Annotated in this window: 15 protein-coding genes; 11 read left to right on the plus strand and 4 right to left on the minus strand. The window is 60.0% G+C overall.

All coding sequences use genetic code 11. From position 1 onward, the window contains the following. The first annotated feature begins 454 nt into the window (after nt 1-454). Nucleotides 455-5,110 (plus strand): M10 family metallopeptidase C-terminal domain-containing protein, encoded by a 4,656-nt coding sequence (locus J2J99_RS03880; RefSeq protein ID WP_207600946.1) that lies wholly within the window; start codon nt 455-457, stop codon nt 5,108-5,110. A 256-nt stretch (nt 5,111-5,366) separates the two neighbouring features. Here J2J99_RS03880 and J2J99_RS03885 read toward each other — a convergent pair whose 3' ends face one another. Next, a complete protein-coding gene (locus J2J99_RS03885) occupies nt 5,367-6,275 on the minus strand; it encodes a nucleotidyltransferase and HEPN domain-containing protein (RefSeq protein ID WP_168301477.1) in 909 nt (302 codons plus the stop codon). A 318-nt stretch (nt 6,276-6,593) separates the two neighbouring features. On the opposite strand from J2J99_RS03885, the gene traA reads away from it, so the two are divergent. From traA to J2J99_RS03900, 3 genes are all read left to right on the plus strand, one after another. Further along, a complete protein-coding gene (gene traA / locus J2J99_RS03890; RefSeq protein ID WP_168301474.1) occupies nt 6,594-11,246 on the plus strand; it encodes a Ti-type conjugative transfer relaxase TraA in 4,653 nt (1,550 codons plus the stop codon). A 1,473-nt stretch (nt 11,247-12,719) separates the two neighbouring features. Next, nucleotides 12,720-13,157 carry a DUF4174 domain-containing protein gene (locus J2J99_RS03895; protein WP_168301473.1) on the plus strand — a complete coding sequence of 146 codons (438 nt, stop codon included), beginning with the start codon at nt 12,720-12,722 and terminating at the stop codon, nt 13,155-13,157. A 35-nt stretch (nt 13,158-13,192) separates the two neighbouring features. After that, nucleotides 13,193-13,360 (plus strand): hypothetical protein, encoded by a 168-nt coding sequence (locus tag J2J99_RS03900; RefSeq protein WP_168301472.1) that lies wholly within the window; start codon nt 13,193-13,195, stop codon nt 13,358-13,360. Here the strand turns inward: J2J99_RS03900 and J2J99_RS03905 are convergent. Both J2J99_RS03905 and J2J99_RS03910 read right to left on the minus strand, forming a co-directional pair. Then, nucleotides 13,357-14,238, minus strand: coding sequence for a LysR family transcriptional regulator (locus tag J2J99_RS03905; protein ID WP_168301471.1), 882 nt, complete (start codon nt 14,236-14,238; stop codon nt 13,357-13,359). The genes J2J99_RS03900 and J2J99_RS03905 overlap by 4 nt on opposite strands. Beyond that, on the minus strand, nt 14,235-14,549 hold the full coding sequence (locus tag J2J99_RS03910; protein WP_168301470.1) for a putative quinol monooxygenase: 315 nt from the start codon (nt 14,547-14,549) through the stop codon (nt 14,235-14,237). Before J2J99_RS03910 ends, J2J99_RS03905 begins: the two co-directional genes overlap by 4 nt. Nucleotides 14,550-14,716: 167 nt before the next feature. Here J2J99_RS03910 and J2J99_RS03915 point away from each other — a divergent pair, with 167 nt between their 5' ends. Together J2J99_RS03915 and rirA are read left to right on the plus strand one after the other, a co-directional pair. Further along, complete coding sequence (locus J2J99_RS03915) at nt 14,717-16,213, plus strand: CoA-acylating methylmalonate-semialdehyde dehydrogenase (RefSeq protein ID WP_168301469.1); 1,497 nt, start codon at nt 14,717-14,719, stop codon at nt 16,211-16,213. Nucleotides 16,214-16,445: 232 nt separating this feature from the next. Next, nucleotides 16,446-16,928: an iron-responsive transcriptional regulator RirA gene (gene rirA / locus J2J99_RS03920; RefSeq protein ID WP_168301468.1), complete on the plus strand. Its 483-nt coding sequence runs from the start codon at nt 16,446-16,448 to the stop codon at nt 16,926-16,928. An 18-nt stretch (nt 16,929-16,946) separates the two neighbouring features. Here rirA and J2J99_RS03925 read toward each other — a convergent pair whose 3' ends face one another. Next, nucleotides 16,947-17,237 (minus strand): hypothetical protein, encoded by a 291-nt coding sequence (locus tag J2J99_RS03925; protein WP_168301467.1) that lies wholly within the window; start codon nt 17,235-17,237, stop codon nt 16,947-16,949. Nucleotides 17,238-17,266: 29 nt separating this feature from the next. Here J2J99_RS03925 and J2J99_RS03930 point away from each other — a divergent pair, with 29 nt between their 5' ends. From J2J99_RS03930 to J2J99_RS03950, 5 genes are all read left to right on the plus strand, one after another. Then, on the plus strand, nt 17,267-18,862 hold the full coding sequence (locus J2J99_RS03930) for an ABC transporter substrate-binding protein (RefSeq protein ID WP_168301466.1): 1,596 nt from the start codon (nt 17,267-17,269) through the stop codon (nt 18,860-18,862). An 87-nt stretch (nt 18,863-18,949) separates the two neighbouring features. Beyond that, the gene (locus J2J99_RS03935) at nt 18,950-19,954 is read left to right on the plus strand and encodes an ABC transporter permease subunit (protein ID WP_168301465.1); all 1,005 of its coding nucleotides are present in this window, start codon (nt 18,950-18,952) and stop codon (nt 19,952-19,954) included. A 9-nt stretch (nt 19,955-19,963) separates the two neighbouring features. Then, complete coding sequence (locus tag J2J99_RS03940) at nt 19,964-20,854, plus strand: ABC transporter permease subunit (protein WP_168301464.1); 891 nt, start codon at nt 19,964-19,966, stop codon at nt 20,852-20,854. Then, complete coding sequence (locus J2J99_RS03945; RefSeq protein ID WP_168301463.1) at nt 20,854-21,870, plus strand: ABC transporter ATP-binding protein; 1,017 nt, start codon at nt 20,854-20,856, stop codon at nt 21,868-21,870. Before J2J99_RS03940 ends, J2J99_RS03945 begins: the two co-directional genes overlap by 1 nt. Next, nucleotides 21,867-22,820, plus strand: coding sequence for a peptide ABC transporter ATP-binding protein (locus J2J99_RS03950; RefSeq protein WP_168301462.1), 954 nt, complete (start codon nt 21,867-21,869; stop codon nt 22,818-22,820). Before J2J99_RS03945 ends, J2J99_RS03950 begins: the two co-directional genes overlap by 4 nt. Nucleotides 22,821-22,822: the final 2 nt, after the last annotated feature.

Below are 22,822 nucleotides of genomic sequence, written 5' to 3' on the forward strand. Positions count from 1 at the left end.
AATGCACCACGCGGCAGAAGCGAGTCCGCAATGGCGACAGTCCGCCACCTCGATTCGGAACGATCTGCCCGCGCAAGCAAAATTGCGAAAGATGCGAACCGCGATGCCGACCCGCGGCAAGAGAGGCGGAGACAGTATTCGGGCTCCGAAACAATCCGGACCTCATTTCCCGACGCCTGGAGACTTACTAAATTTTAGCAGATGACTGTAACTTCGATTTAAGTGCCGTCATGCAGCAATTGCGCAGGCTCGGACGGGCAGAGCGCAGGATCTTGGGATACGTCTTGTAGCCGTTGTTAGAGGTTGCGGAGGAAGCGCTTCATAAGCGTCAGTCGCCAAGATCAAGAAACCTCTCGAACAAAAATAAAGCTCTTAGTTGAATTTCCTCTTCAAATGGAGCAGAGGGAAATCGGCATTAGGCGCGGCCGAAATGGAATAGGCAAACGGGGATTTTATGACGGACCTTATTACTTCGACGAAGAGCGTCATTTCGACTGGGGATCAGAAAGTTGACGGGCTCTTCAGCGGCACTGCCTGGGACGGGACGATAACCTATGCGTTTCCCACGAGCGCGTCATCGTATGGCTATGATTACGAAAAATACTTTTCTTTCTCTTCAATTTCGTCCCAGCAGAAGTCTCACGCTTTGTTCTTTATGGAGCAGTCCTATGGGAGTGCGGCAAATGACGGCTTCTCGGTAGAGGGATTCACAAACGCCAATTTTGAGGCCGGAAGCGTGGATACCGCAACAGTGCGGTTTGCTCAATCGTGGCTACCTCCGACGGCATGGGCCTATACTCCAGATGCAGGCGAGCCGGCGGGCGATGTCTGGTTCGGCACAGACTATGCTGGCACCGAAGATGATCTTCGCTTCCCGACATTCGGCAACTATGCCGGCCATACCTTGGCGCACGAGCTTGGTCACGCTCTCGGACTGAAACATGCTCATGAATCGGATGTTACCAATCCGACGGTCGTTCCGAACGCCTACGACTCGCTCGAATATACGATCATGACCTACCACACGTATGTCGGGGACAGTTTGAGTGGGTACAAGTATGAGCATGATGGCGCGCCGCAAACCTTCATGATGCTCGATATCGCCGCGCTGCAGGAAATGTACGGTGCGGACTACACTACGAACAGTGGCGATACCGTCTACAAGTGGAATCCGAACCAGGGCATCACCTATGTCAACGGCGTCGCAGCCATCACACCCGCTGCCAACCGCATCTTCGCAACAATCTGGGACGGCGGCGGTATCGACACCTATGATTTGAGCGCTTATACGACCGCCCTCAAGATCGACTTGCGAGCAGGGGGGTACTCGGTCTTTTCCCAGGACCAATTGGCCGACCTGGGAGGAGGTCCGAACTATGGTTATGCCCGCGGCAACATTTTCAACGCTCTTCTTTATCACGACAATGTTGCGTCGTTGATCGAGAATGTTCAGGCCGGCTCCGGCGACGATACGATTGTCGGCAACGAGGCGAACAATACGCTCTGGGGCAATGCCGGCAATGATTCGCTTTCCGGCGGCTCCGGTACCGACACATTGATCGGCGGAACGGGCAACGACACCTATACTGTCGATAACGTGGCCGACGTGGTCACCGAAGGGGTGGATGCAGGGACCGATCTGATCAGGACGACGGTTTCTTCCTATGCTTTGACCAATATCGCCAACGTCGAAAACCTGACCTTCATCGGGAGCGGAGATTTTAGCGGGACTGGAAACAGCCTTGCCAACACCATCACCGGCGGCTCCGGCAACGACACGTTGGACGGCGGCGCCGGCAGTGACTGGCTTTGGGGCGGCGCCGGCAACGATCTTCTGAACGGCGGCGCCGGCAATGACACGATGTTAGGCGGTGCCGGCAACGATATCTTTGTTGTTGGCGATAGTTTCGATTTTGCGTTCGAGAATGCGAACCAGGGGACGGACACGGTCCAGACGGCGCTTGCAAGCTATTGGCTCAGCGACAATGTCGAGAATCTGACCTATACGGGATCGGATAGCTTTACCGGCACTGGCAATGGGCTCGCCAACACGATCACTGGCGGCGCGGGCAATGATGCGCTGGATGGTGGGGCCGGTGCTGACACGTTGATCGGCGGGACGGGCAACGACACCTATATTGTCGACAATGCCGGAGACGTCGTCACCGAGCACAGCGACGAGGGGATCGACACGGTTCGTACGGCTTTGGCAAGCTATACGCTTGGCAGCGATGTCGAGAACCTGAGCTTTGTCGGCGAGGGGATTTTTGTCGGGACAGGCAATAGCCTCGCCAACACGATCCGGGGTTGGACAGGTGCCGACACCCTGGACGGCAAGGCCGGAGCAGACATACTGATCGGCTGGGCGGGCAACGACATCTATATTGTCGACAATGCCGGGGATGTGATCACCGAAGGGCTGAATGAAGGAACCGATCTAATCAAGACGGGGCTTTTTTCCTATGCTCTGACCAATATTGCCAATGTCGAAAACCTGACCTTCACCGGGAGCGGAGATTTTAGCGGGACTGGAAACAGCCTTGCCAACACCATCACCGGCGGCGCTGGCAACGACACGCTTGACGGCGGCGCTGGCAACGACACGCTGGTAGGCGGTGCCGGCAACGACGTCTATTTGGTCGACAGTGCGAGCGACGTGATCAACGAGGCGGTCAGCGCCGGCACCGACGAAATCCGTACGGCGCTTGCAGCCTACTCGATCGCCGCATTGGTCAATGTCGAGAATCTGACCTATACGGGATCGGATAGCTTTACCGGCACTGGCAATGGGCTCGCCAACACGATCACTGGCGGCGCGGGCAATGATGCGCTGGATGGTGGGGCCGGTGCTGACACGTTGATCGGCGGGACGGGCAACGACACCTATATTGTCGACAATGCCGGAGACGTCGTCACCGAGCACAGCGACGAGGGGATCGACACGGTTCGTACGGCTTTGGCAAGCTATACGCTTGGCAGCGATGTCGAGAACCTGAGCTTTGTCGGCGAGGGGATTTTTGTCGGGACAGGCAATAGCCTCGCCAACACGATCCGGGGTTGGACAGGTGCCGACACCCTGGACGGCAAGGCCGGAGCAGACATACTGATCGGCTGGGCGGGCAACGACATCTATATTGTCGACAATGCCGGGGATGTGATCACCGAAGGGCTGAATGAAGGAACCGATCTAATCAAGACGGGGCTTTTTTCCTATGCTCTGACCAATATTGCCAATGTCGAAAACCTGACCTTCACCGGGAGCGGAGATTTTAGCGGGACTGGAAACAGCCTTGCCAACACCATCACCGGCGGCGCTGGCAACGACACGCTTGACGGCGGCGGCGGCACCGACACGCTGGTAGGCGGTGCCGGCAACGACGTCTATTTGGTCGACAGTGCGAGCGACGTGATCAACGAGGCGGTCAGCGCCGGCACCGACGAAATCCGTACGGCGCTTGCAGCCTACTCGATCGCCGCATTGGTCAATGTCGAGAATCTGACCTATACGGGATCGGATAGCTTTACCGGCACTGGCAATGGGCTCGCCAACACGATCACTGGCGGCGCGGGCAATGATGCGCTGGATGGTGGGGCCGGTGCTGACACGTTGATCGGCGGGACGGGCAACGACACCTATATTGTCGACAATGCCGGAGACGTCGTCACCGAGCACAGCGACGAGGGGATCGACACGGTTCGTACGGCTTTGGCAAGCTATACGCTTGGCAGCGATGTCGAGAACCTGAGCTTTGTCGGCGAGGGGATTTTTGTCGGGACAGGCAATAGCCTCGCCAACACGATCCGGGGTTGGACAGGTGCCGACACCCTGGACGGCAAGGCCGGAGCAGACATACTGATCGGCTGGGCGGGCAACGACATCTATATTGTCGACAATGCCGGGGATGTGATCACCGAAGGGCTGAATGAAGGAACCGATCTAATCAAGACGGGGCTTTTTTCCTATGCTCTGACCAATATTGCCAATGTCGAAAACCTGACCTTCACCGGGAGCGGAGATTTTAGCGGGACTGGAAACAGCCTTGCCAACACCATCACCGGCGGCGCTGGCAACGACACGCTTGACGGCGGCGGCGGCACCGACACGCTGGTAGGCGGTGCCGGCAACGACGTCTATTTGGTCGACAGTGCGAGCGACGTGATCAACGAGGCGGTCAGCGCCGGCACCGACGAAATCCGTACGGCGCTTGCAGCCTACTCGATCGCCGCATTGGTCAATGTCGAGAATCTGACCTATACGGGATCGGATAGCTTTACCGGCACTGGCAATGGGCTCGCCAACACGATCACTGGCGGCGCGGGCAATGATGCGCTGGATGGTGGGGCCGGTGCTGACACGTTGATCGGCGGGACGGGCAACGACACCTATATTGTCGACAATGCCGGAGACGTCGTCACCGAGCACAGCGACGAGGGGATCGACACGGTTCGTACGGCTTTGGCAAGCTATACGCTTGGCAGCGATGTCGAGAACCTGAGCTTTGTCGGCGAGGGGATTTTTGTCGGGACAGGCAATAGCCTCGCCAACACGATCCGGGGTTGGACAGGTGCCGACACCCTGGACGGCAAGGCCGGAGCAGACATACTGATCGGCTGGGCGGGCAACGACATCTATATTGTCGACAATGCCGGGGATGTGATCACCGAGAATAGCGACGAGGGGATCGACACGGTTCGGACGAACCTGGCCGCCTACACATTGGGGTCTAATGTCGAGAACCTGACATTTATCGGAACAGGGGCGTTTGCCGGAACAGGGAACGCGCTGAGCAACGTTATCGTAGGCGGCAACGGTTCTAATACACTGACCGGTGGCGCCGGCAACGATACCCTCAGTGGTGGAGCTGCAACCGACGTGTTCGTTTATTCGCCGAATTGGGGCCAGGATACAATCACAAACTTCGTGGCAACTGGCTCCGCACATGATGTGATTTCGATCGATCACAACATTTTCGTCGACTGGGAATCGCTTTTTGCTGCAACCGAGCAGTCGGGGAATGATACAATAATCGAGGCCGACTCCGACAACACCATAACGTTAAAGGATGTCGCTCTTTCAAGCCTGCAGTCGTGGGACTTCTTGTTTGCGTGATCCTTGCTCCGACCTTGCGGCGCCTTAATGTCTGCAAGGGATAGTTGTAGTCCCTGAAGGTAATGGTGCATAATCCCGAGTTGTGAGGATGAGGAATACATTATGAGTGGTTTCCTTCACGCCAGCGCTCGCTCTAGTCCCGTCTTCGCTAACACGGCTTGCCAGTAAAGGTCTGAGATCCGGGACGGCCTCCCCTTGAAGTGTGCGCAGTTGGCTTTGCTATTTTGGGCAACGACGACACGAACTTCCGAGGACGTCACTGGGAGTGCCGCTGAAGGTTCGCCAGATGCTCAGAGCAAACCGTCCTGACCAGGTCAAGCAATAAAGCGGTTTGCTCTGCGAGCCAGCCAAGAGCCTCCTCACTAATTTCGAAATGTTTCGAATATCGCGCTTTCACATAGGCCTCGTTCAACATGTTGAACCAGGCACGCTCGCGATGCTGATCGCGCGGAAAGGTCTCCGCGAGCCGTCTGTCCTGCTCCTCGGCAAGTGAACGGAGGAACTTGATATTGTGAGAAGGTGGGCCGTAATTGGTGAGTGTCAGCAGCACACATGAATAGGCTTGCTCGATCGATTGATGCATCAGAAATGCTGCCTCGTTTAGCATCCTTCCCCCCAACGCCGAGCTTGCGAGAGTTCTAAGATTGCATGCTGTGGAGTGCCTGCGCTGGAAATGCTCCGACGCCAAACTCAGTCGCTGCTCGGACGTAAGAAGCTTGGGCTCGGCAAGTGGCTCATCATCGAGTTCATAGAGAACGATGCCTTCCTTGCGAATATCTGAGAAGAAGTATTGTCCTTCCCTGAGATAGGCGTTCACCTCGCGCCTGGAGTGAACGATGAAGCTTACCGGTGTCTCGATCGTCTTTTCGTGGATCAGCCGGTCCGCGGCTTTGTGCCAGTACTCGGCGAACTCACAGAGCTTGCGGTTGTTGACGATGATAAGGAGATCGAAATCCGAACGATAGCCCTTCATCGTGAAGGGTTCATCCACCCAGCCGCCCTTAGCGTAGGAGCCGAACAGGATGATCTTCAGGATCCTCCCGCGCTTCTTGAATTCCGCCGTACCGTCCTTAAGCGCATCCTCGAATTCCTCGTGGAGGATCTCCAGGATGCGGCCAATCTCGCGTTGTTTGCGGAGCGGCATGTGGCTGAGGGACGACTTCATAGCACCATCGATAGGCCAAAGATCCTGCACCGTCCACGACAAATTCGGCAAGGCCAAGCCCATTTGCCTGAGTTTCTCAACCGCTTTTCATGCGCTTGGTCGCTGGGTACCTCAACCCGCGGAGCTTAAAACAGGCAGTTCAAACCCTTGCATGTTATACTAGCTTGAATTAATCAGTAAAACGACATATGATCGAAAACTGGTGCAAAGCGCGGCCTCGAAACACCGCGTTGACGGGCGTTCGCCCCTTTCGGGTCTTGTATTCCCGGTAGCTACGGGCTCGCTGGTGCAACTTGATTCAAGGGGCAGGAGACATCATTGGCGATCATGTTTGTGAGGGCGCAGGTGATCAGTAGAGGCGCGGGCCGCGGCGTCGTCGCGGCCGCCGCATATCGTCATCGCACACGAATGACGGACCACCAGGTGGGCAGATCTTTCAGCTATCGCGGCGGGAGTCCAGAGCTGGTGCATGAGGAAGTGGCGCTTCCTGAGCACATTCCCGCTTGGCTGCGCGAGCTGATCGACGGCTATTCGGTCGCGAGGGCGAGCGAGGGACTGTGGAATGCTGTCGAGGCGTTCGAGATGCAAGCGAATGCGAGGCTCGCCCGCGAGCTGATCATCGCGCTGCCGGAGGAATTGACGAGGGTGGAGAACGTCGCGCTGGTGCGCGAATTTGTGCGGGACACTGTTACGGCGACGGGCATTGTCGCCGATTGGGTCTATCATGACAAGGACGGTAATCCACACATCCATATGATGACGACATTGCGTGCGTTGACCGAAGATGGCTTTGGTCCGAAAAACTTGCCTATTCTAGGCGAAAACGGCGAGCCACTACGTCGTAAAAAAACCGGCAAGATCATGTATGAGCGCTGGGCCGGCGACAAGGAAACCTTGAAGGCCTGGAAGATCGCCTGGGCGGAAACGGCGAACCGGCATCTGGCGCTCGCCGGTCATGAGATCCAGCTCGACGGCCGCTCTTATGCCGAACAGGGTCTCGACGGCATCGCGCAAAGGCATCTGGGTCCGGAGAAGGCCGCACTCGCCCGCAAGGGGGGCGAGATGTATTTCGCACCGGCCGATCTCGCGCGCCGACAGGAGATGGCCGACCGGCTGCTGGCAGAGCCGGAGCTTCTCCTGAAGCAGCTTGGCAATGAACGCTCCACCTTCGACGAGAAGGACATCGCCAAGGCGCTGCACCGCTATGTCGATGATCCCGCAGACTTCGCCAACATTCGCGCCCGGCTGATGGCGTCGGATGAACTTGTGATGCTCAAGCCGCAGGAGATCGACGGAGAAACGCTTAAGGTCACAGACCCGGCGGTGTTCACCACACGGTCGATACTGCGCATCGAATATGACATGGCGCGTTCGGCGCGGGTTCTGTCCGAGCAAGCAGGCTTCGGCGTTTCGGCGCGGCGGGTCGATGCGGCAATCGAGCGCGTCGAAAGCGGCGATCCCAAACATCCTTTTCGGCTCGATGTGGAACAGGTCGATGCGATCCGTCATGTCACCGGCGACAGCGGTATCGCGGCTATCGTCGGACTTGCCGGCGCCGGCAAGTCGACGCTGCTGGCGGCAGCCCGCCTTGCCTGGGAAGGCGAGGGGCGCCGGGTGATCGGTGCGGCCCTTGCCGGCAAGGCGGCGGAAGGCTTGGAAGACAGTTCCGGCATCAAGTCACGCACACTTGCCGGCTGGGAACTGGCCTGGGCCAATGGGCGCGACACGCTCCACCGCGGTGATGTGCTCGTCATCGATGAAGCCGGCATGGTGGCCTCGCAGCAGATGGCCCGTGTGCTTGACATCGTCGAGGAGGCGGGCGCGAAAGTCGTTCTCGTCGGCGACGCCATGCAGCTGCAGCCGATCCAGGCGGGCGCAGCCTTCCGGGCGATCAGCGAACGCATCGGCTTTGCCGAGCTTGCCGGCGTGCGCCGCCAGCGTGAGGAATGGGCGCGTGAGGCCTCGCGGCTCTTTGCCCGCGGCGAGATCGAGAAAGGGCTCGACGCTTATGCCCGGCATGGTCATGTTGCCGAGGCGGGCACGCGCGCGGCAGCAATCGACCGGATTGTTGGCGACTGGAGCGAGGCGCGCAGAGAGGCAGTCGGCCGGTCTGTCTCCGAGGGCAGGGATGGCCGGCTGCGCGGCGACGAACTGCTCGTGCTTGCCCACACCAATGACGATGTCCGCAAGCTGAACGAGGCGCTGCGTCAGGTGATGGCAGGCGAGGGTGCGCTTTCCGACAGCCGCACCTTCCGAACGGCACGCGGGGCGCGGGAATTCGCCGTCGGCGACCGCATCATCTTCCTGGAGAATGCCCGCTTCCTCGAGCCGCGGGCCAGGCGTTCCGGTCCGCAGTACGTCAAGAACGGCATGCTCGGCACGGTCATCTCCAGCGGCGACAAACGCGGCGAAGTGCTGATCTCGGTTCGTCTCGATAACGGCCATAAAGTCGTCTTCAGCGAGGACAGCTATCGCAACGTCGATCACGGCTATGCCGCAACGATCCACAAAGCCCAGGGCACCACCGTCGAGCGCACCTTCGTGCTTGCCACCGGCATGATGGACCAACACCTGACCTATGTGGCGATGACGAGGCATCGCGATCGCGTCGATCTTTATGCGGCAAGCGAGGATTTTGAGCCAAAGCCGGAATGGGGACGCAAGCCGCGTGTCGATCATGCCGCGGGTGTGACCGGCGAGCTTGTCAAAACCGGAGAAGCAAAGTTCCGGCCGGAGAATGAGGATGCCGACGACAGCCCCTATGCCGATGTCAGGACCGACGACGGAGCCGTCCATCGGCTGTGGGGCGTCAGCCTGCCGAAAGCGCTCGAGGAAGCCGGCATCTCTGAAGGCGACACCGTCACGCTGCGCAAGGACGGCGTCGAGCGGGTCAAGGTCGAGATTGCCGTTGTCGATGAAGACACAGGTCAGAAGCGTTACGAGGAGCGGGAGGTCGATCGCAACGTCTGGACGGCCAGGCAGATCGAAACCGCCGAAGCCAGACAGGACCGCATCGAGCGGGAAAGCCATCGGCCGGATCTGTTCAAGCAGCTCGTCGAACGGCTGTCGCGCTCCGGCGCCAAGACGACGACGCTCGATTTTGCAAGCGAGGCCGGCTATCGGGCCCATGCAGAGGACTTCGCCCGCCGCCGCGGGTTCGAGCATCTCTCGCTGGTTGCGGCCGAGATCGAGGGAGACATCTCGCGGCGCTTTGCATGGATTGCCGCAAAGCGGGAGCAGCTGGAAAAGCTCTGGGAGCGGGCAAGCATGGCGCTCGGCTTTGCGATCGAGCGGGAACGGCGCGTCTCCTATAGCGAGGTGCGAACTGAACCCCAGCCAACTGAACCCCAGCCCGTCCCGGGCGCAAACGCCGGCGAAACCGGTTATCTGATCCCACCGGCCACCGACTTCGCCAGAAGCCTCAATGAGGATGCGCGGCTGGCGCAGCTTTCCTCGCCGGCGTGGAAGGATCGGGAAACGCTGCTGCGACCGGTGCTGGAGAAGATCTATCGTGATCCGGACGCGGCACTTGTCGCCCTGAATGCGCGTGCTTCAGATGCCGGCACCGAACCCCGCAGGCTCGCCGACGATCTTGCCGTGAGCCCCGATCGGCTTGGCCGCCTGCGTGGCTCCGAGCTTCTCGTCGACGGACGCGCGGCGCGTGATGAGCGGAATGCCGCTCTGGCGGCTGTGACGGAATTACTTCCGATTGTTCGTGCCCATGCGACCGGGTTCCGCAGGAACGCCGAACGGTTCGAGCTCAACGAGCAGGCGCGGCGCTCGCATATGTCATTGTCGATCCCGGCGCTTTCCGAAGGCGCCATGGCGCGTCTCATGGAGATCGAGGCGGTTCGCAACAGGGGCGGGGACGATGCCTATAAGACGGCCTTTGCCCTTGCCGCCAAGGACCGCACGGTTGTCCAGGAGGTCAAGGCGGTCAGCGAGGCGCTGACCGCCCGCTTCGGCTGGAGCGCCTTCACCGCAAAGGCGGATGCGATCGCTGAACGTTATATGGCCGAGCGCATGCCGGATGATCTGATGGCGGCCCAACGAGAAAGGCTGATCCACCTGTTTGAAGCCGTCAAGCGTTTTGCCGAGGCGCAGCATCTGGCCGAACGTCAGGACCGCTCGAAGGTCGTTGCGGCGGCCAGTGCGGTGACAAGCAGCGAGTCAGGGAGGGAGCCGGGCAAGGAGAATGTGACCGTTGTGCCGATGCTTGCCGCTGTCACCGAGTTCAAGACAGCAGTCGACGACGAGGCGCGATCGCGAACTCTCTCCGCTCCTCTTTATCGTCAGCAGCGTGTGCCACTGGCGAACGCGGCAAGAACGATCTGGCGCAATCCGGCAGGAGCTGTCGGCAAGATCGAGGAACTGCTCGCAAAAGGCTTGGCTGCCGATCGCATTGCTGCTGCGGTGACCAATGATCCGGCCGCTTATGGCGCCTTGCGCGGTTCAGGCCGTCTGATGGACCGGATGCTGGCTTCCGGCCGGGAGCGAAAGGAGGCGGTCCAGGCCGTGCCGGAGGCAGCCGCGCGGCTGCGCTCGCTTGGCGCCGCCTATGCCAATATCTTCGATGCAGAGCGCCAGGGCATCATCGACGAACGCCGGCGCATGGCGGTTGCCATTCCTGGCCTGTCGAAGCTGGCGGAAGACGCGCTCACACGGCTGATGGAGGAGGCGAGGAACAATAGCCGTCGGCAAAACGCATCGGTCGCATCACTCGACGCAAACATCCGCCGGGAGTTCGACGACATCAGCAAGGCGCTTGACCAGCGTTTTGGGCGCAATGCCATCATCCGCGGTGACAAGGATCTCATCAACCAGGTGCCAGAGGCGCAGCGCCAAGCCTTTGCAGCGATGCAGGAGAGATTGAAGGTCCTGCAGCAAACCGTGCGCGGGGAAAGCAGTCAGCAGATCCTCGCGGAACGGCGTCAGCGCACTCCGCACCGCGGCCGCGGCATTGATCTTTGAGGTACTAACTGGCTGTTGTCACAGGGGCAAGCGGGCGTTCTAACAGGAATAATTGGCCGGCTCACATCTCTCCGGCGTCGCCTCTGAGTACACGGAGATGTTGTTCACATACGGCCTCGACGACGATGTGCAACTCCGCCGCCTAGGAGCCGCCAACACCACGCCGGGCATTCGCTTCAATACAGGCAAAAGGGTTGGGGCTGTTGATGCGAGCGAATGGTCGGCGATCAAAGGGCCTTGCGGCAGCAGAGCCGACTCCTCAACACAAACGTGACGGGCTTCCGTCCGCCTTTTCGCTTCAATACTCGAATGTCTAGTCGTCCGACTTGTATGCTCGTCGAAATTCTTCTTCCCAGGGTTCGAAAAATTTCTCACCTTGGGAAGCGGCAGCTTAGCTCGGCCATCCTTTTTGTGCTGCTCGTTAGAATCACTCATTCGTCAGCTTATAGCCAGAAGAGGCGAATGCGTCGACCAAATGCCGTAGACGTTTTGCGGACGCCGTTAGATTGCGTGATCGGATTCGGCGGTACCTTCTCCGCAATTACCTGCTCGGGCTATAACTTAAGCACCAAGCAGCCATCGCCTCAAATCTTCGCGCTACCTGTTCGCCCAGTTCCGAATCTGGCCCACGCTCGGAACCCTCGCGAACCTGATTAGCAGTCTTAGTGAGAACGCCGGCGGCGTCTTCCCGCGAAATAAGGCCTTTATCCATCAACAAATACAGAGTGTTTATCGAAGCCAACGAATTCGCGCCGGAGACGACGTCATGCTCAGTATCCCACAGATTGCAAGCCAACTGTGCCTCCAAGTTATTGCCAAACCATAAGAGCAGACAGGGGCTCGAAGGTCTAGACCTGGCGAGACCAATCAGATTTTGAAAGGCTGTGGTGACAAATTGAAGTGGGCCAAAGAATGCTTCCAGATTGATGAAGCCGAAGAAATTGGCTGGAGCTTGTCACACCTGGGTCGCGAGGCGTCGCGATCGTTTGAGCTTGGCGAAGTAACTGTCGCTGCTCCAGCGCTTGCGTATATGCGAAGCTGATGCTCGCGACGAAATGACCGGCCCTCCACTCTGATCAAGGATGATGTCGCGCAAGTTGTCCACACTACAGGCGCGGTCCGCAGGGACCTGTTTGGCTAGCAATCCACGAACGAGATCGCAGACCAGCCCCATATCGTTCTGCTTCCCTAGGCCAAGATCGTAAAGAACCGGCAGCTGGCTGGAATCCACTTAGAGCATGGATTTTGCTGCCTGACCTCCAAAAGTAAGTGTTGAACTGATCCGCTCCTCGGAATCCCAAATCATCTGCTTGTCACCACAGCTTACCCTCCCACCGCTCAAGGAACTCGAGGAGCCTCAAAATCCCACTCAGCCGTAACACCGTCCCGCCATCAGAATGAAAACCTGGTTCCCGCGGTTTCAATGGAACCCATGCCGCCTCGCGCCGTTCTCCAGTTAACGGGAGAATATGCATGTCGAAAACTCTTCTCTACGGCGCGACCAAGATTGATGAGACGAACAGCGCTTATGCGCCGATCGACAGCCTTGCCGCCTTCCAGTGGAGGAACCGCGTCTTCATTCTTTTCGCCGACAGAGACAATGCCCGCTCCGCGCGCCAGGAAAACCAGCTGCTGGCCGACCGCAGCGCGCTCGATGAGCGCGATATGGTGGTGCTGAAGGTTTCGGGCGGTAAGGTGCGGGCTCTTTTCGGGGCTGCCGATAGCCTCGACGGCGAAGCGATCCGCCACGATCTCGAGGGACCGGAGGCAGGAGAATTCGCCGGCTATCTGCTCGGCAAGGACGGAACCGTCAAGCTCAAGCTCAGCGAGCCGATCACCAATCGCGAGCTTTTCGCCATTATCGACAGCATGCCGATGCGCGCTGCCGAGACGCTGAAGTCGGACAAATAGCCCGACGAACCCCGCAAACATGAAGGGAGGCGGCCATGTCCGTGCCCAACGAACCCATCCCCGATCAGCCGCCGATGCCGGCACCCGGCTGGAAGCCGGTGCCGCCGATCAGCGAACCGGAGCCGGACCGGCTTCCGGATGAGGCGCCTGTTCCCAATCCCGATGAGAATGACGAGCCGGCCAAGCACGTATCCGCGACCTAAAGGAAGATCTGCCGCTCGGCGCTGACGAGTTCCTGCAGGAAGTCGACGACACTGCGGACGCGAACGAGGTCGCGCGCCGTTTCGTGATAGGTCGTCCAATAGGCGCGGCGGATCGAAATCTCAGGCAGGATGCGCTGCAGCTCCGGATACTGCCGGGCAATATAATCGTGCAGGATGCCGATGCCGGCGCCAGAGCGCACCGCCTCCGTCTGGCCGATCGCCGTCGAGATTTCGAAACCGGCGTCCCAGCTGCGCATTACCTCGCCGGAGAAGTTCAGCGACGCGGTGAAGATCAGGTCTTCGACATAGCCGATGCGCGGATGCGCCTTCAGCGCTTCGATATCACAAGGCGCGCCCCGGGAGGCGAGGTAATCACGCGAGGCATAGAGGCCGAGCGTGTAGTCGGTGAGCTTGGAGGAGACGAGCCGGCCCTGTTCGGGCCGCTCCAGGGTGATGGCGATATCGGCCTCGCGCTGCGACAGCGAGAAGGAGCGGGGCACCGGGACGAGCTGGATCTTCAGCTCTGGATAGCGCTCGATCAGCCTGCCCATGCGCGGCGCGAGAAACGAGACGCCGAAGCCGTCAGGCGCGCCGACGCGTACCGTGCCGGCGATTGCCGTGTCGGTGTGGCCGAGATTGGCCTGCACTGCCAGCATTTCGGTTTCCATCCGCTCGGCGGCGTGCAGGAAGACCCCGCCTTCGGCCGTCAGCTCGCAGCCATTCGTGCGGCGGATGAAAAGCCGCGTCTTGAGCGCCTCTTCGAGTGACGTCAGCCGCCGTGAAAGCGTGGCATGATTGAGCCCCAATCGCTTCGAAGCGGCAAGAATTTGCCCGGTGCGGGCGACGGCGAGGAAGATTCGGACATCGTCCCAGTTCATGGCTTGGCACGCATCGCAATCGGATCGACGTCGATCAGCGTCAGCGATGTCACCATGCCGGCCGTCTCACGCTTATATTTGAGGAAATGCGGCGTCTGTAGATGGGCCTCGTAAGCTCGCTGGTCGGCGTAGACCTCGAGGATGCGGATCTGGTTTGGATTGTCCCGGATGAAAACGGCGTCGAGTGAGAGAACGCCGTCTTCCAGCGCAAGCGACGCCTCGATTTCTTCCGTGAGCAAGGCGCGATAGGCTTCGAGCGTCTCCGGTTCGATCTCCAGCTCCGCCATTCTGACAACAGGTTTCCGGCTCATCGGTTCGACCCTCCCTTGGGTTTGACTTGTCCTTGCCCCGTACCAAGTTTGGAGGCAGCAATGTGTCACAGGACTACAGTATGTGCACAACGGTTCCTTATATCAGCGCATTGATTTGTGCAAATTGAAGTGCGATTGTAGGTCATCCCAAAACAGGAGGAGCACCCATGCGTGAGATCGGTCATTTCATCGGCGGCAAGGAAGTCGCCGGCACCAGCGGCCGCGTGAGCAATGTTTATAACCCGGCAACCGGCGAAGTGCAGGCGACCGTCGCGCTCGCAAGCGTCGAGGAACTGCGCGCCGCCGTCGAGAACGCCAAGGCCGCGCAGCCGAAATGGGCTGCCACCAACCCGCAGCGCCGCGCCCGCGTCTTCTTCAAGTTCGTCGAACTGCTGAACAAGCACATGGATGAGCTGGCCGAAATGCTCTCCAAGGAGCATGGCAAGACGATCGAGGACGCCAAGGGCGACGTCATCCGTGGGCTGGAAGTCTGCGAGTTCGTCTGCGGTATTCCGCATCTCGCCAAGGGCGAGTTTACCGAGGGTGCGGGTCCGGCGATCGACATGTATTCGATCCGCCAGCCGGTCGGCATCGGCGCCGGCATCACCCCCTTCAACTTCCCCGGCATGATTCCGATGTGGATGTTTGCGCCGGCGATCGCCTGCGGCAACGCCTTCATCCTGAAGCCCTCCGAGCGGGATCCCTCCCTGCCGATCCGCCTTGCCGAACTGATGATCGAAGCCGGACTGCCGGCCGGCATCCTCAACGTCGTCAACGGCGACAAGGGTGCCGTTGACGCGATCCTCACCGATCCTGATATCGGTGCGGTTTCCTTCGTCGGCTCGACGCCGATTGCCCGTTACGTCTACGGCACGGCGGCGATGAACGGCAAGCGTGCCCAGTGTTTCGGCGGCGCCAAGAACCATATGATCATCATGCCGGATGCCGACATGGACCAGGCGGTCAACGCGCTGATGGGCGCGGGCTACGGTTCGGCCGGCGAGCGCTGCATGGCGATCTCGGTTGCCGTCCCGGTCGGCGAAGAAACCGCCAACCGCCTCGTCGAGAAGCTGACGCCGAAGATCGAATCGCTGCGCATCGGCCCCTATACCGACGACAAGGCCGACATGGGCCCGCTCGTCACCAAGGATGCCTATAATCGCGTCCGCGGCCTGATCGACCGCGGCGTCGAGGAAGGCGCCAAGCTCGTCGTCGACGGCCGCGACTTCAAGCTCCAGGGCTATGAAGACGGCTATTTCGTCGGCGGCTGCCTGTTCGATCACGTGACGCCCGAGATGGATATCTACAAGACCGAAATCTTCGGACCTGTCCTCTCCGTCGTCCGCGCCAAGAATTACGAGGAAGCCCTGTCGCTGCCGATGAAGCACGAATACGGCAACGGTGTTGCGATCTACACGCGTGACGGCGATGCCGCCCGCGATTTCGCCTCGCGCGTCAATATCGGCATGATCGGCATCAACGTTCCGATCCCGGTTCCGCTCGCCTACCACTCCTTCGGCGGCTGGAAGGCCTCGAGCTTCGGCGACCTCAACCAGCACGGCACGGACTCGATCAAGTTCTGGACGAAGACCAAGACCGTCACCGCCCGCTGGCCCTCGGGCATCAAGAGCGGCGCGGAATTCGTCATGCCGACGATGAAGTGATCTGCACGATCAATCGACTTGCAATTCGGGGGCCTTTCGGCCCCCGTTTCATCTAAAGTCTAGGAAGCAGCTCGGCTCCGCTCTGGTGCGCTGGAATCTCCAGCCGCAGCAGGCGGAATAGCCCTCGCGGCAATTGGCCTCATAAGCTGAATGCGAATTTCATATTTTGGAATTGTTCAAAACTGCCAAACCGCCTATATAGGTCTGAACGGGCATGAGTCAGGAGATCGGCATGCGGTTGACGAAGCAGACCAACTATGCGGTTCGCATGTTGATGTATTGTGCTGCAAATGAAGGGCAGTTGAGTCGCATCCCGGAAATCGCCAAGGCCTATGGTGTTTCCGAACTCTTTCTGTTCAAGATCCTTCAGCCGCTGAACAAGGCAGGTCTGGTCGAAACCGTGCGTGGCCGCAACGGGGGCGTGCGCCTGGGCAAGCCGGCGGGCGAAATCACCCTCTTCGACGTGGTGCGGGTCACGGAAGACAGTTTCGCCATGGCCGAATGCTTCGAGGATGACGGCATGGTCGAGTGTCCGCTGGTCGACAGCTGCGGCCTGAATTCGGCGCTGCGCAAGGCGCTCAATGCTTTCTTCGCCGTGCTGTCGGACTATACCATCGATGACCTGGTCAAGGCGCGGCCGCAGATCAATTTCCTTCTTGGGTTGACCGGCGAGCAGGATTATCGCAAGCCCGCAATCGTCGTCCCGGCCGCCTGAATTCACTGCAGAACGGACTTATAAAACCGCGGTTGCCTCAGGCAGCTGCGGTTTTTGTTGCGTTGTTTTCGCCGGCTCGCGGATGCGGGAAATGGCCATTATGCGCAGCCGAGGAGGCGCAAAATATCCAAAATGCGACGAAATTCCGCCGGTTTTTATCCGAATATTTCTGATTGAGGCTGATTTTTGACTGAAAATTTCTAAAATTGTCCAGCTGGAAAAATTTTCTCCGTAGCCCGTTGCTTTCAGTAAATAAATGTCGTTCCATCGATCGTCGATCGGGATGCCTAATCTGCGGTCTCCAGACATCAAAAAAGAACAACCGGGAAACAAATATTATGAAAAAGATCTCTGTCATGCTGGCAGCGACGGCCTTGATTTCGGTCATGGCGACGTCGGCCTGGTCCAAGACGCTTGTTTATTGCTCAGAAGGCTCGCCGGAAGGCTTCGATCCGAGCCTCTATACGTCCGGCACGACCTTCGATGCATCGTCGCGCACCGTCTACAGCCGCCTCGTCGAATTCAAGCACGGCGGCACCGAGATCGAACCGGGTCTCGCCGACAGCTGGAGCGTTTCGGCCGACGGCACGGAATACACCTTCAAGCTCCATCCGGGTGTGAAGTTCCAGACCACCGACTTCTTCACGCCGACGCGCGATTTCAACGCTGACGACGTCGTGTTCTCGTTCGAGCGTCAGCTGAAATCCGACAATCCGTGGAACAAGTATGTCGAGGGCGGCTCCTATGAATACGCTGCCGGCATGGGCTTTCCGGAGCTGATCAAGTCGGTCGAGAAGGTCGATGACCTCACCGTCAAGTTCACGCTCAACCATCCCGAAGCGCCGTTCCTGGCCGACCTCGCCATGGATTTCGCTTCCATCATGTCCAAGGAATATGCCGACAAGCTTGCCGCTGACGGCAAGATGGCGCAGCTCAACCAGCAGCCGCTCGGCACTGGCCCTTACACCTTCGTCGCTTACCAGCCGGATGCCGTCATCCGTTACAAGGCGAACGAAACCTACTTCAAGGGCAAGGAAAAGATCGACGATCTGGTGTTCGCCATCACCTCTGACGCCGCGGTGCGCGCGCAGAAGCTGAAGGCCGGTGAGTGCCACCTGATCCCCTACCCGAACGCAGCCGATGTTCCGGAGCTGAAGAAGGATGAGAACCTGACGGTTCTCGAGCAGCCCGGCCTCAATGTCGGCTTCCTCGCCTACAACACCCAAATGGCCCCGTTCGACAAGCCGGAGGTTCGCCGCGCGCTCAACATGGCGATCAACAAGCAGGCCATCATCGACGCCGTCTTCCAGGGTGCCGCGGCCGTTGCCAAGAACCCGATCCCGCCGACGATGTGGTCCTATAACGACGCCGTCCAGGACGACAAGTACGACCCTGATGCCGCCAAGAAGGCGCTGGCCGATGCTGGCGTCAAGGACCTCAGCATGAAGGTCTGGGCGATGCCGGTTTCTCGTCCCTACATGCTGAACGCACGCCGTGCCGCCGAGCTGATCCAGGCCGATTTCGCCAAGATCGGCGTCAAGGTCGAGATCGTCACCCATGAATGGGCCGAATATCTGAAGCTCTCCTCCGACGTGAAGCGCGACGGCGCTGTTATCCTCGGCTGGACCGGCGACAATGGCGATCCTGACAACTTCATGGATACGCTGCTCGGCTGCGACGCCGTCGGCGGCAACAACCGCGCCCAGTGGTGCAACAAGGAATATGACGACCTGATGACCAAGGCCAAGCTGACCGCGGACGTCGGCGAGCGCACTAAGGCCTATGAGCAGGCGCAGCTGATCTTCAAGAAGGAAGCCCCCTGGGCGACCCTCGACCACTCGCTCGTCTTTGTTCCGATGAGCAAGAAGGTCTCGGGCTTCAAGATGGACCCGCTCGGCATTCACCGTTTCGACGGCGTCGACGTATCCGAATAACAAGAATAATGTAAGAATGCCCGGCAGAGCTGGGCGCAGCCGGCGGTCAGGGTCCTCCTGACCGCCGGAAACTATTGGACATCTGCCATGTTGCGTTTTTTTATCGGCCGCCTCGCGGTGCTGATCCCGACATTCCTCGGCGTTTCCCTGATTGCCTTCTCATTCATCCGCCTGCTTCCCGGCGATCCCGTCATGCTTCTGTCGGGGGAACGTGTCATGGCGCCGGAACGGCACGCCCAGATCATGCATGATCTCGGTTTCGACCGGCCCATGTACGTGCAATATTTCGATTATCTCGGAAAAGTGCTGCATGGCGATCTCGGCACATCGATCGTCACCAAGCGGCCCGTCCTCGGCGAATTCCTGACGCTGTTTCCGGCAACGCTGGAACTTTCCTTCTGCGCCATCATCCTCGCCGTCTGTCTTGGCGTGCCCGCCGGCATCTTTGCCGCCGTCAAGCGAGGCACGTGGTTCGATCAAAGCGTGATGGGTGTTGCACTGATCGGTTATTCCATGCCGATTTTCTGGTGGGGCCTGCTGCTCATCATCTTCTTCTCCGGCTATCTTGGCTGGACGCCGGTTTCCGGCCGCATTTCGCTGATGTATTTCTTCAAGCCGGTCACCGGCTTCATGCTGATCGACAGTCTGCTCTCCGGTCAGAAGGGGGCTTTTGCCTCTGCCGTCAGCTATCTCATCCTGCCGACCATCGTGCTGGCGACCATCCCGCTCGCCGTCATCGCCCGCCAGACCCGTTCGGCGATGCTGGAAGTTCTCGGCGAAGATTATGTCCGCACCGCGCGCTCGAAAGGCTTGAAGCCCTTGCGCGTCGTCGGCGTGCATGCGCTGCGCAACGCCATGATCCCCGTCATTACCACGATCGGCCTGCAGATCGGCGTTCTTCTCGCCGGCGCCATTCTGACCGAGACGATCTTTTCCTGGCCAGGCATCGGCAAATGGATGGTCGATTCGGTCTTCAAGCGCGATTACGCCGTCGTCCAGGGGGGTCTTCTGCTGATCGCCGGCGTTATCATGCTGGTCAATCTGATTGTTGATGTCCTCTATGGCTTCATCAATCCGCGCATTCGTCACTAGGAGCGGTCCATGAGCACGGTCACCGTCAAAACCGGCCAACCATCCGCTCTTGCGGAATTCTGGCATTATTTCTCCCGCAACAAGGGCGCCGTCATCGGCCTCGGGGTCTTCATCCTCATTCTGGTCGTCGCGGTCTTTGCGCCGGTCTTTGCGCCGCATACGCCGAACGAGCAGAACCGCCAGGTGCTGCTCGCCGTGCCGGCCTGGATGGAGGGCGGCAGCGCCTCATTCCCACTCGGGACGGATGCCGTCGGCCGTGATATCCTGTCGCGCCTGATTTACGGCGCCCGCTTCTCGCTCTTCATCGGCGTCGTGGTCGTCACGCTGTCGGTCATATGTGGTGTCCTGATCGGCCTCGTCGCCGGATATTTCCGCGGCAGGATCGATACGGCGATCATGCGGCTGATGGATATCATCCTGGCTTTCCCGTCGCTGCTGCTTGCTCTCGTGCTGGTGGCGGTCCTTGGTCCTGGCCTTACCAATGCGATGATTGCGATTTCGCTGGTCAACCAGCCGCATTTCGTCCGGCTGACGCGTGCCTCGGTCATTTCGGAACGTGAGAAGGAATATGTGATCGCCTCGCGCGTCGCTGGTGCCGGCACGCTGCGCCTGATGTTCAAGACGATCCTGCCGAACTGTCTCGGGCCGCTGATCGTCCAGGCGACGCTTGCCTTCTCGGCGGCGATCCTCGATGCCGCAGCCCTCGGCTTTCTCGGCATGGGCGCCCAGCCGCCGACACCCGAATGGGGCACGATGCTCGCCGAATCCCGCGAGTTCATCTCGCGCGCCTGGTGGGTCGTAACTTTCCCGGGCCTTGCCATCCTCATCACCGTTCTCGCCATCAACCTGATGGGCGACGGCCTGCGTGATGCGCTTGACCCCAAGCTGAAGAGGTCGTGATGCCACTTCTCGAAATCGAAAATCTGACCGTCGAATTCCAGACCTCGTCCGGTCTTTTCCGCGCCGTCGATGGCGTCTCGCTCGCCTGCGACAAGGGTGAGATCCTGTCGGTCGTTGGTGAATCCGGCTCCGGCAAATCCGTCGCCATGCTGGCTTTGATGGGGCTTTTGCCCTGGACGGCGAAGATCACTGCCGACCGCATGCAGTTCGATGGCCAGGACCTGCGCGGCATTTCCGGCCGCCAGCGCCGCAGGATCGTCGGCAAGGACATGGCGATGATCTTCCAGGAGCCGATGTCGAGCCTTAACCCGTGCTTCACGGTCGGTTTCCAGCTCGGTGAGACGCTGCGCGTCCATATGGGCCTCAACCGGAAGGAGCGCCGCGAACGTTCGATCGAGCTCCTGAGTCTCGTCGGCATCCCGGCGCCGGAAGATCGCCTGTCGAACTTCCCGCACCAGATGTCGGGCGGCATGAGCCAGCGCGTCATGATCGCCATGGCCCTTGCCTGCAATCCGAAGCTCTTGATCGCCGACGAGCCGACGACCGCGCTCGACGTGACGATCCAGGCGCAGATCCTCGACCTGCTCGTGCGCCTGCAGAAGGAGCAGGGCATGGCGCTGGTGCTGATCACCCACGACATGGGAGTCGTTGCCGAAACCGCCGAGCGCGTGCAGGTGCAATATGCCGGCCAGAAGGTCGAAGAGCAGCCGGTGAAGGCGCTGTTCCGCGATCCGCATCATCCCTATACGGCGGCCCTGCTTGCCGCCCTGCCGGAGCGCGCCAAAGTCGGCCAGCGCCTTCCCTCGATCGCCGGCGTCGTGCCCGGCCAGCATGGCCGCCCGACAGGCTGTCTGTTCGCGCCGCGCTGCGGCTACGCCACGGTCGAATGTGATCGCGGCGTCGTGCGCCAGGGGCCGGAGCTCGGGCTGGCACTCTGCAATTATCCCTTGAAGGACGGCAAGCCGCTCGGGCATCCCGGCGTCATGGCCAATGAAACTGCAGGAGACCTGGTATGACGGGCGCTGTTCTCGAGGGCAGGGATCTCGCCCGCTTCTACACCGTCAACCGCGGTCTCTTCAAAGCCGACGCCACCGTCAAGGCGCTGAACGGCGTCAGCTTCAGCCTCTATTCCGGCAAGACGCTTGCCGTCGTCGGCGAATCCGGCTGCGGCAAGTCGACACTCGCCCGCCTGGTCACCATGATCGAAGACCCGACGGCCGGCGAATTGCTGATCGACGGCAAGCCTGCGCGCATCGGCGACCGCAGCCTGCGCAGCCAGGTGCAGATCGTCTTCCAGAACCCTTACGGCTCGCTCAACCCGCGCCAGAAGGTCGGCTCGATCCTTGAAGAGCCGCTGAAGATCAACACCGATCTTAATGCCGCCGCCCGCCGCCGCAAGGTCGAGGAGATGATGGCTCGCGTCGGCCTGCGTCCGGAACATCATGGCCGTTATCCCCACATGTTCTCCGGCGGCCAGCGCCAGCGCATCGCCATCGCCCGCGCCCTGATGCTGCGGCCGAAGGTGCTGGTGCTCGACGAACCGGTTTCGGCCCTCGACCTGTCGATCCAGGCGCAGGTGTTGAACCTGTTGATGGACCTGCAAAAGGAGATGGGGCTTGCCTATCTCTTCATCTCGCACGGCCTCTCCGTCGTCCACCACATCGCCGACGAGGTGATGGTGATGTATCTCGGCCGCCCGGTCGAAACCGGTCCGGCCGCCGAGGTCTTCGCCCGGCCGCGCCATCCCTATACCGCCGCCCTGCTGTCGGCGACGCCAATCGCCGATCCGGAGCGCGCCAAGAACCGCATCCGCCTTCAGGGTGAACTGCCGTCGCCGCTGAAGCCACCATCCGGCTGTCACTTCAATCCGCGCTGCTGGAAGGCGCAGGATTATTGCCGTCAGGTTTCTCCCGAACTAAGTGGAGAAGGTGCGCAAAAATATGCCTGTCACTTCCCGCTCGATTGAGC

The sequence above is a fragment of the Rhizobium binae genome, assembly GCF_017357225.1.
Classification (GTDB): domain Bacteria; phylum Pseudomonadota; class Alphaproteobacteria; order Rhizobiales; family Rhizobiaceae; genus Rhizobium; species Rhizobium binae.

Excerpts from the sequence above, each read along its gene's own strand:
- J2J99_RS03880 (WP_207600946.1), top strand. The coding sequence starts at position 455 with ATGACGGACCTTATTACTTCGACGAAGAGCGTCATTTCGACTGGGGAT.
- J2J99_RS03885 (WP_168301477.1), bottom strand. The coding sequence starts at position 6,275 with ATGAAGTCGTCCCTCAGCCACATGCCGCTCCGCAAACAACGCGAGATT.
- J2J99_RS03895 (WP_168301473.1), top strand. The coding sequence starts at position 12,720 with ATGTCGAAAACTCTTCTCTACGGCGCGACCAAGATTGATGAGACGAAC.
- J2J99_RS03900 (WP_168301472.1), top strand. The coding sequence starts at position 13,193 with ATGTCCGTGCCCAACGAACCCATCCCCGATCAGCCGCCGATGCCGGCA.
- J2J99_RS03905 (WP_168301471.1), bottom strand. The coding sequence starts at position 14,238 with ATGAACTGGGACGATGTCCGAATCTTCCTCGCCGTCGCCCGCACCGGG.
- J2J99_RS03910 (WP_168301470.1), bottom strand. The coding sequence starts at position 14,549 with ATGAGCCGGAAACCTGTTGTCAGAATGGCGGAGCTGGAGATCGAACCG.
- J2J99_RS03915 (WP_168301469.1), top strand. The coding sequence starts at position 14,717 with ATGCGTGAGATCGGTCATTTCATCGGCGGCAAGGAAGTCGCCGGCACC.
- rirA (WP_168301468.1), top strand. The coding sequence starts at position 16,446 with ATGCGGTTGACGAAGCAGACCAACTATGCGGTTCGCATGTTGATGTAT.
- J2J99_RS03925 (WP_168301467.1), bottom strand. The coding sequence starts at position 17,237 with ATGTCTGGAGACCGCAGATTAGGCATCCCGATCGACGATCGATGGAAC.
- J2J99_RS03930 (WP_168301466.1), top strand. The coding sequence starts at position 17,267 with ATGAAAAAGATCTCTGTCATGCTGGCAGCGACGGCCTTGATTTCGGTC.
- J2J99_RS03935 (WP_168301465.1), top strand. The coding sequence starts at position 18,950 with ATGTTGCGTTTTTTTATCGGCCGCCTCGCGGTGCTGATCCCGACATTC.
- J2J99_RS03940 (WP_168301464.1), top strand. The coding sequence starts at position 19,964 with ATGAGCACGGTCACCGTCAAAACCGGCCAACCATCCGCTCTTGCGGAA.
- J2J99_RS03945 (WP_168301463.1), top strand. The coding sequence starts at position 20,854 with ATGCCACTTCTCGAAATCGAAAATCTGACCGTCGAATTCCAGACCTCG.
- J2J99_RS03950 (WP_168301462.1), top strand. The coding sequence starts at position 21,867 with ATGACGGGCGCTGTTCTCGAGGGCAGGGATCTCGCCCGCTTCTACACC.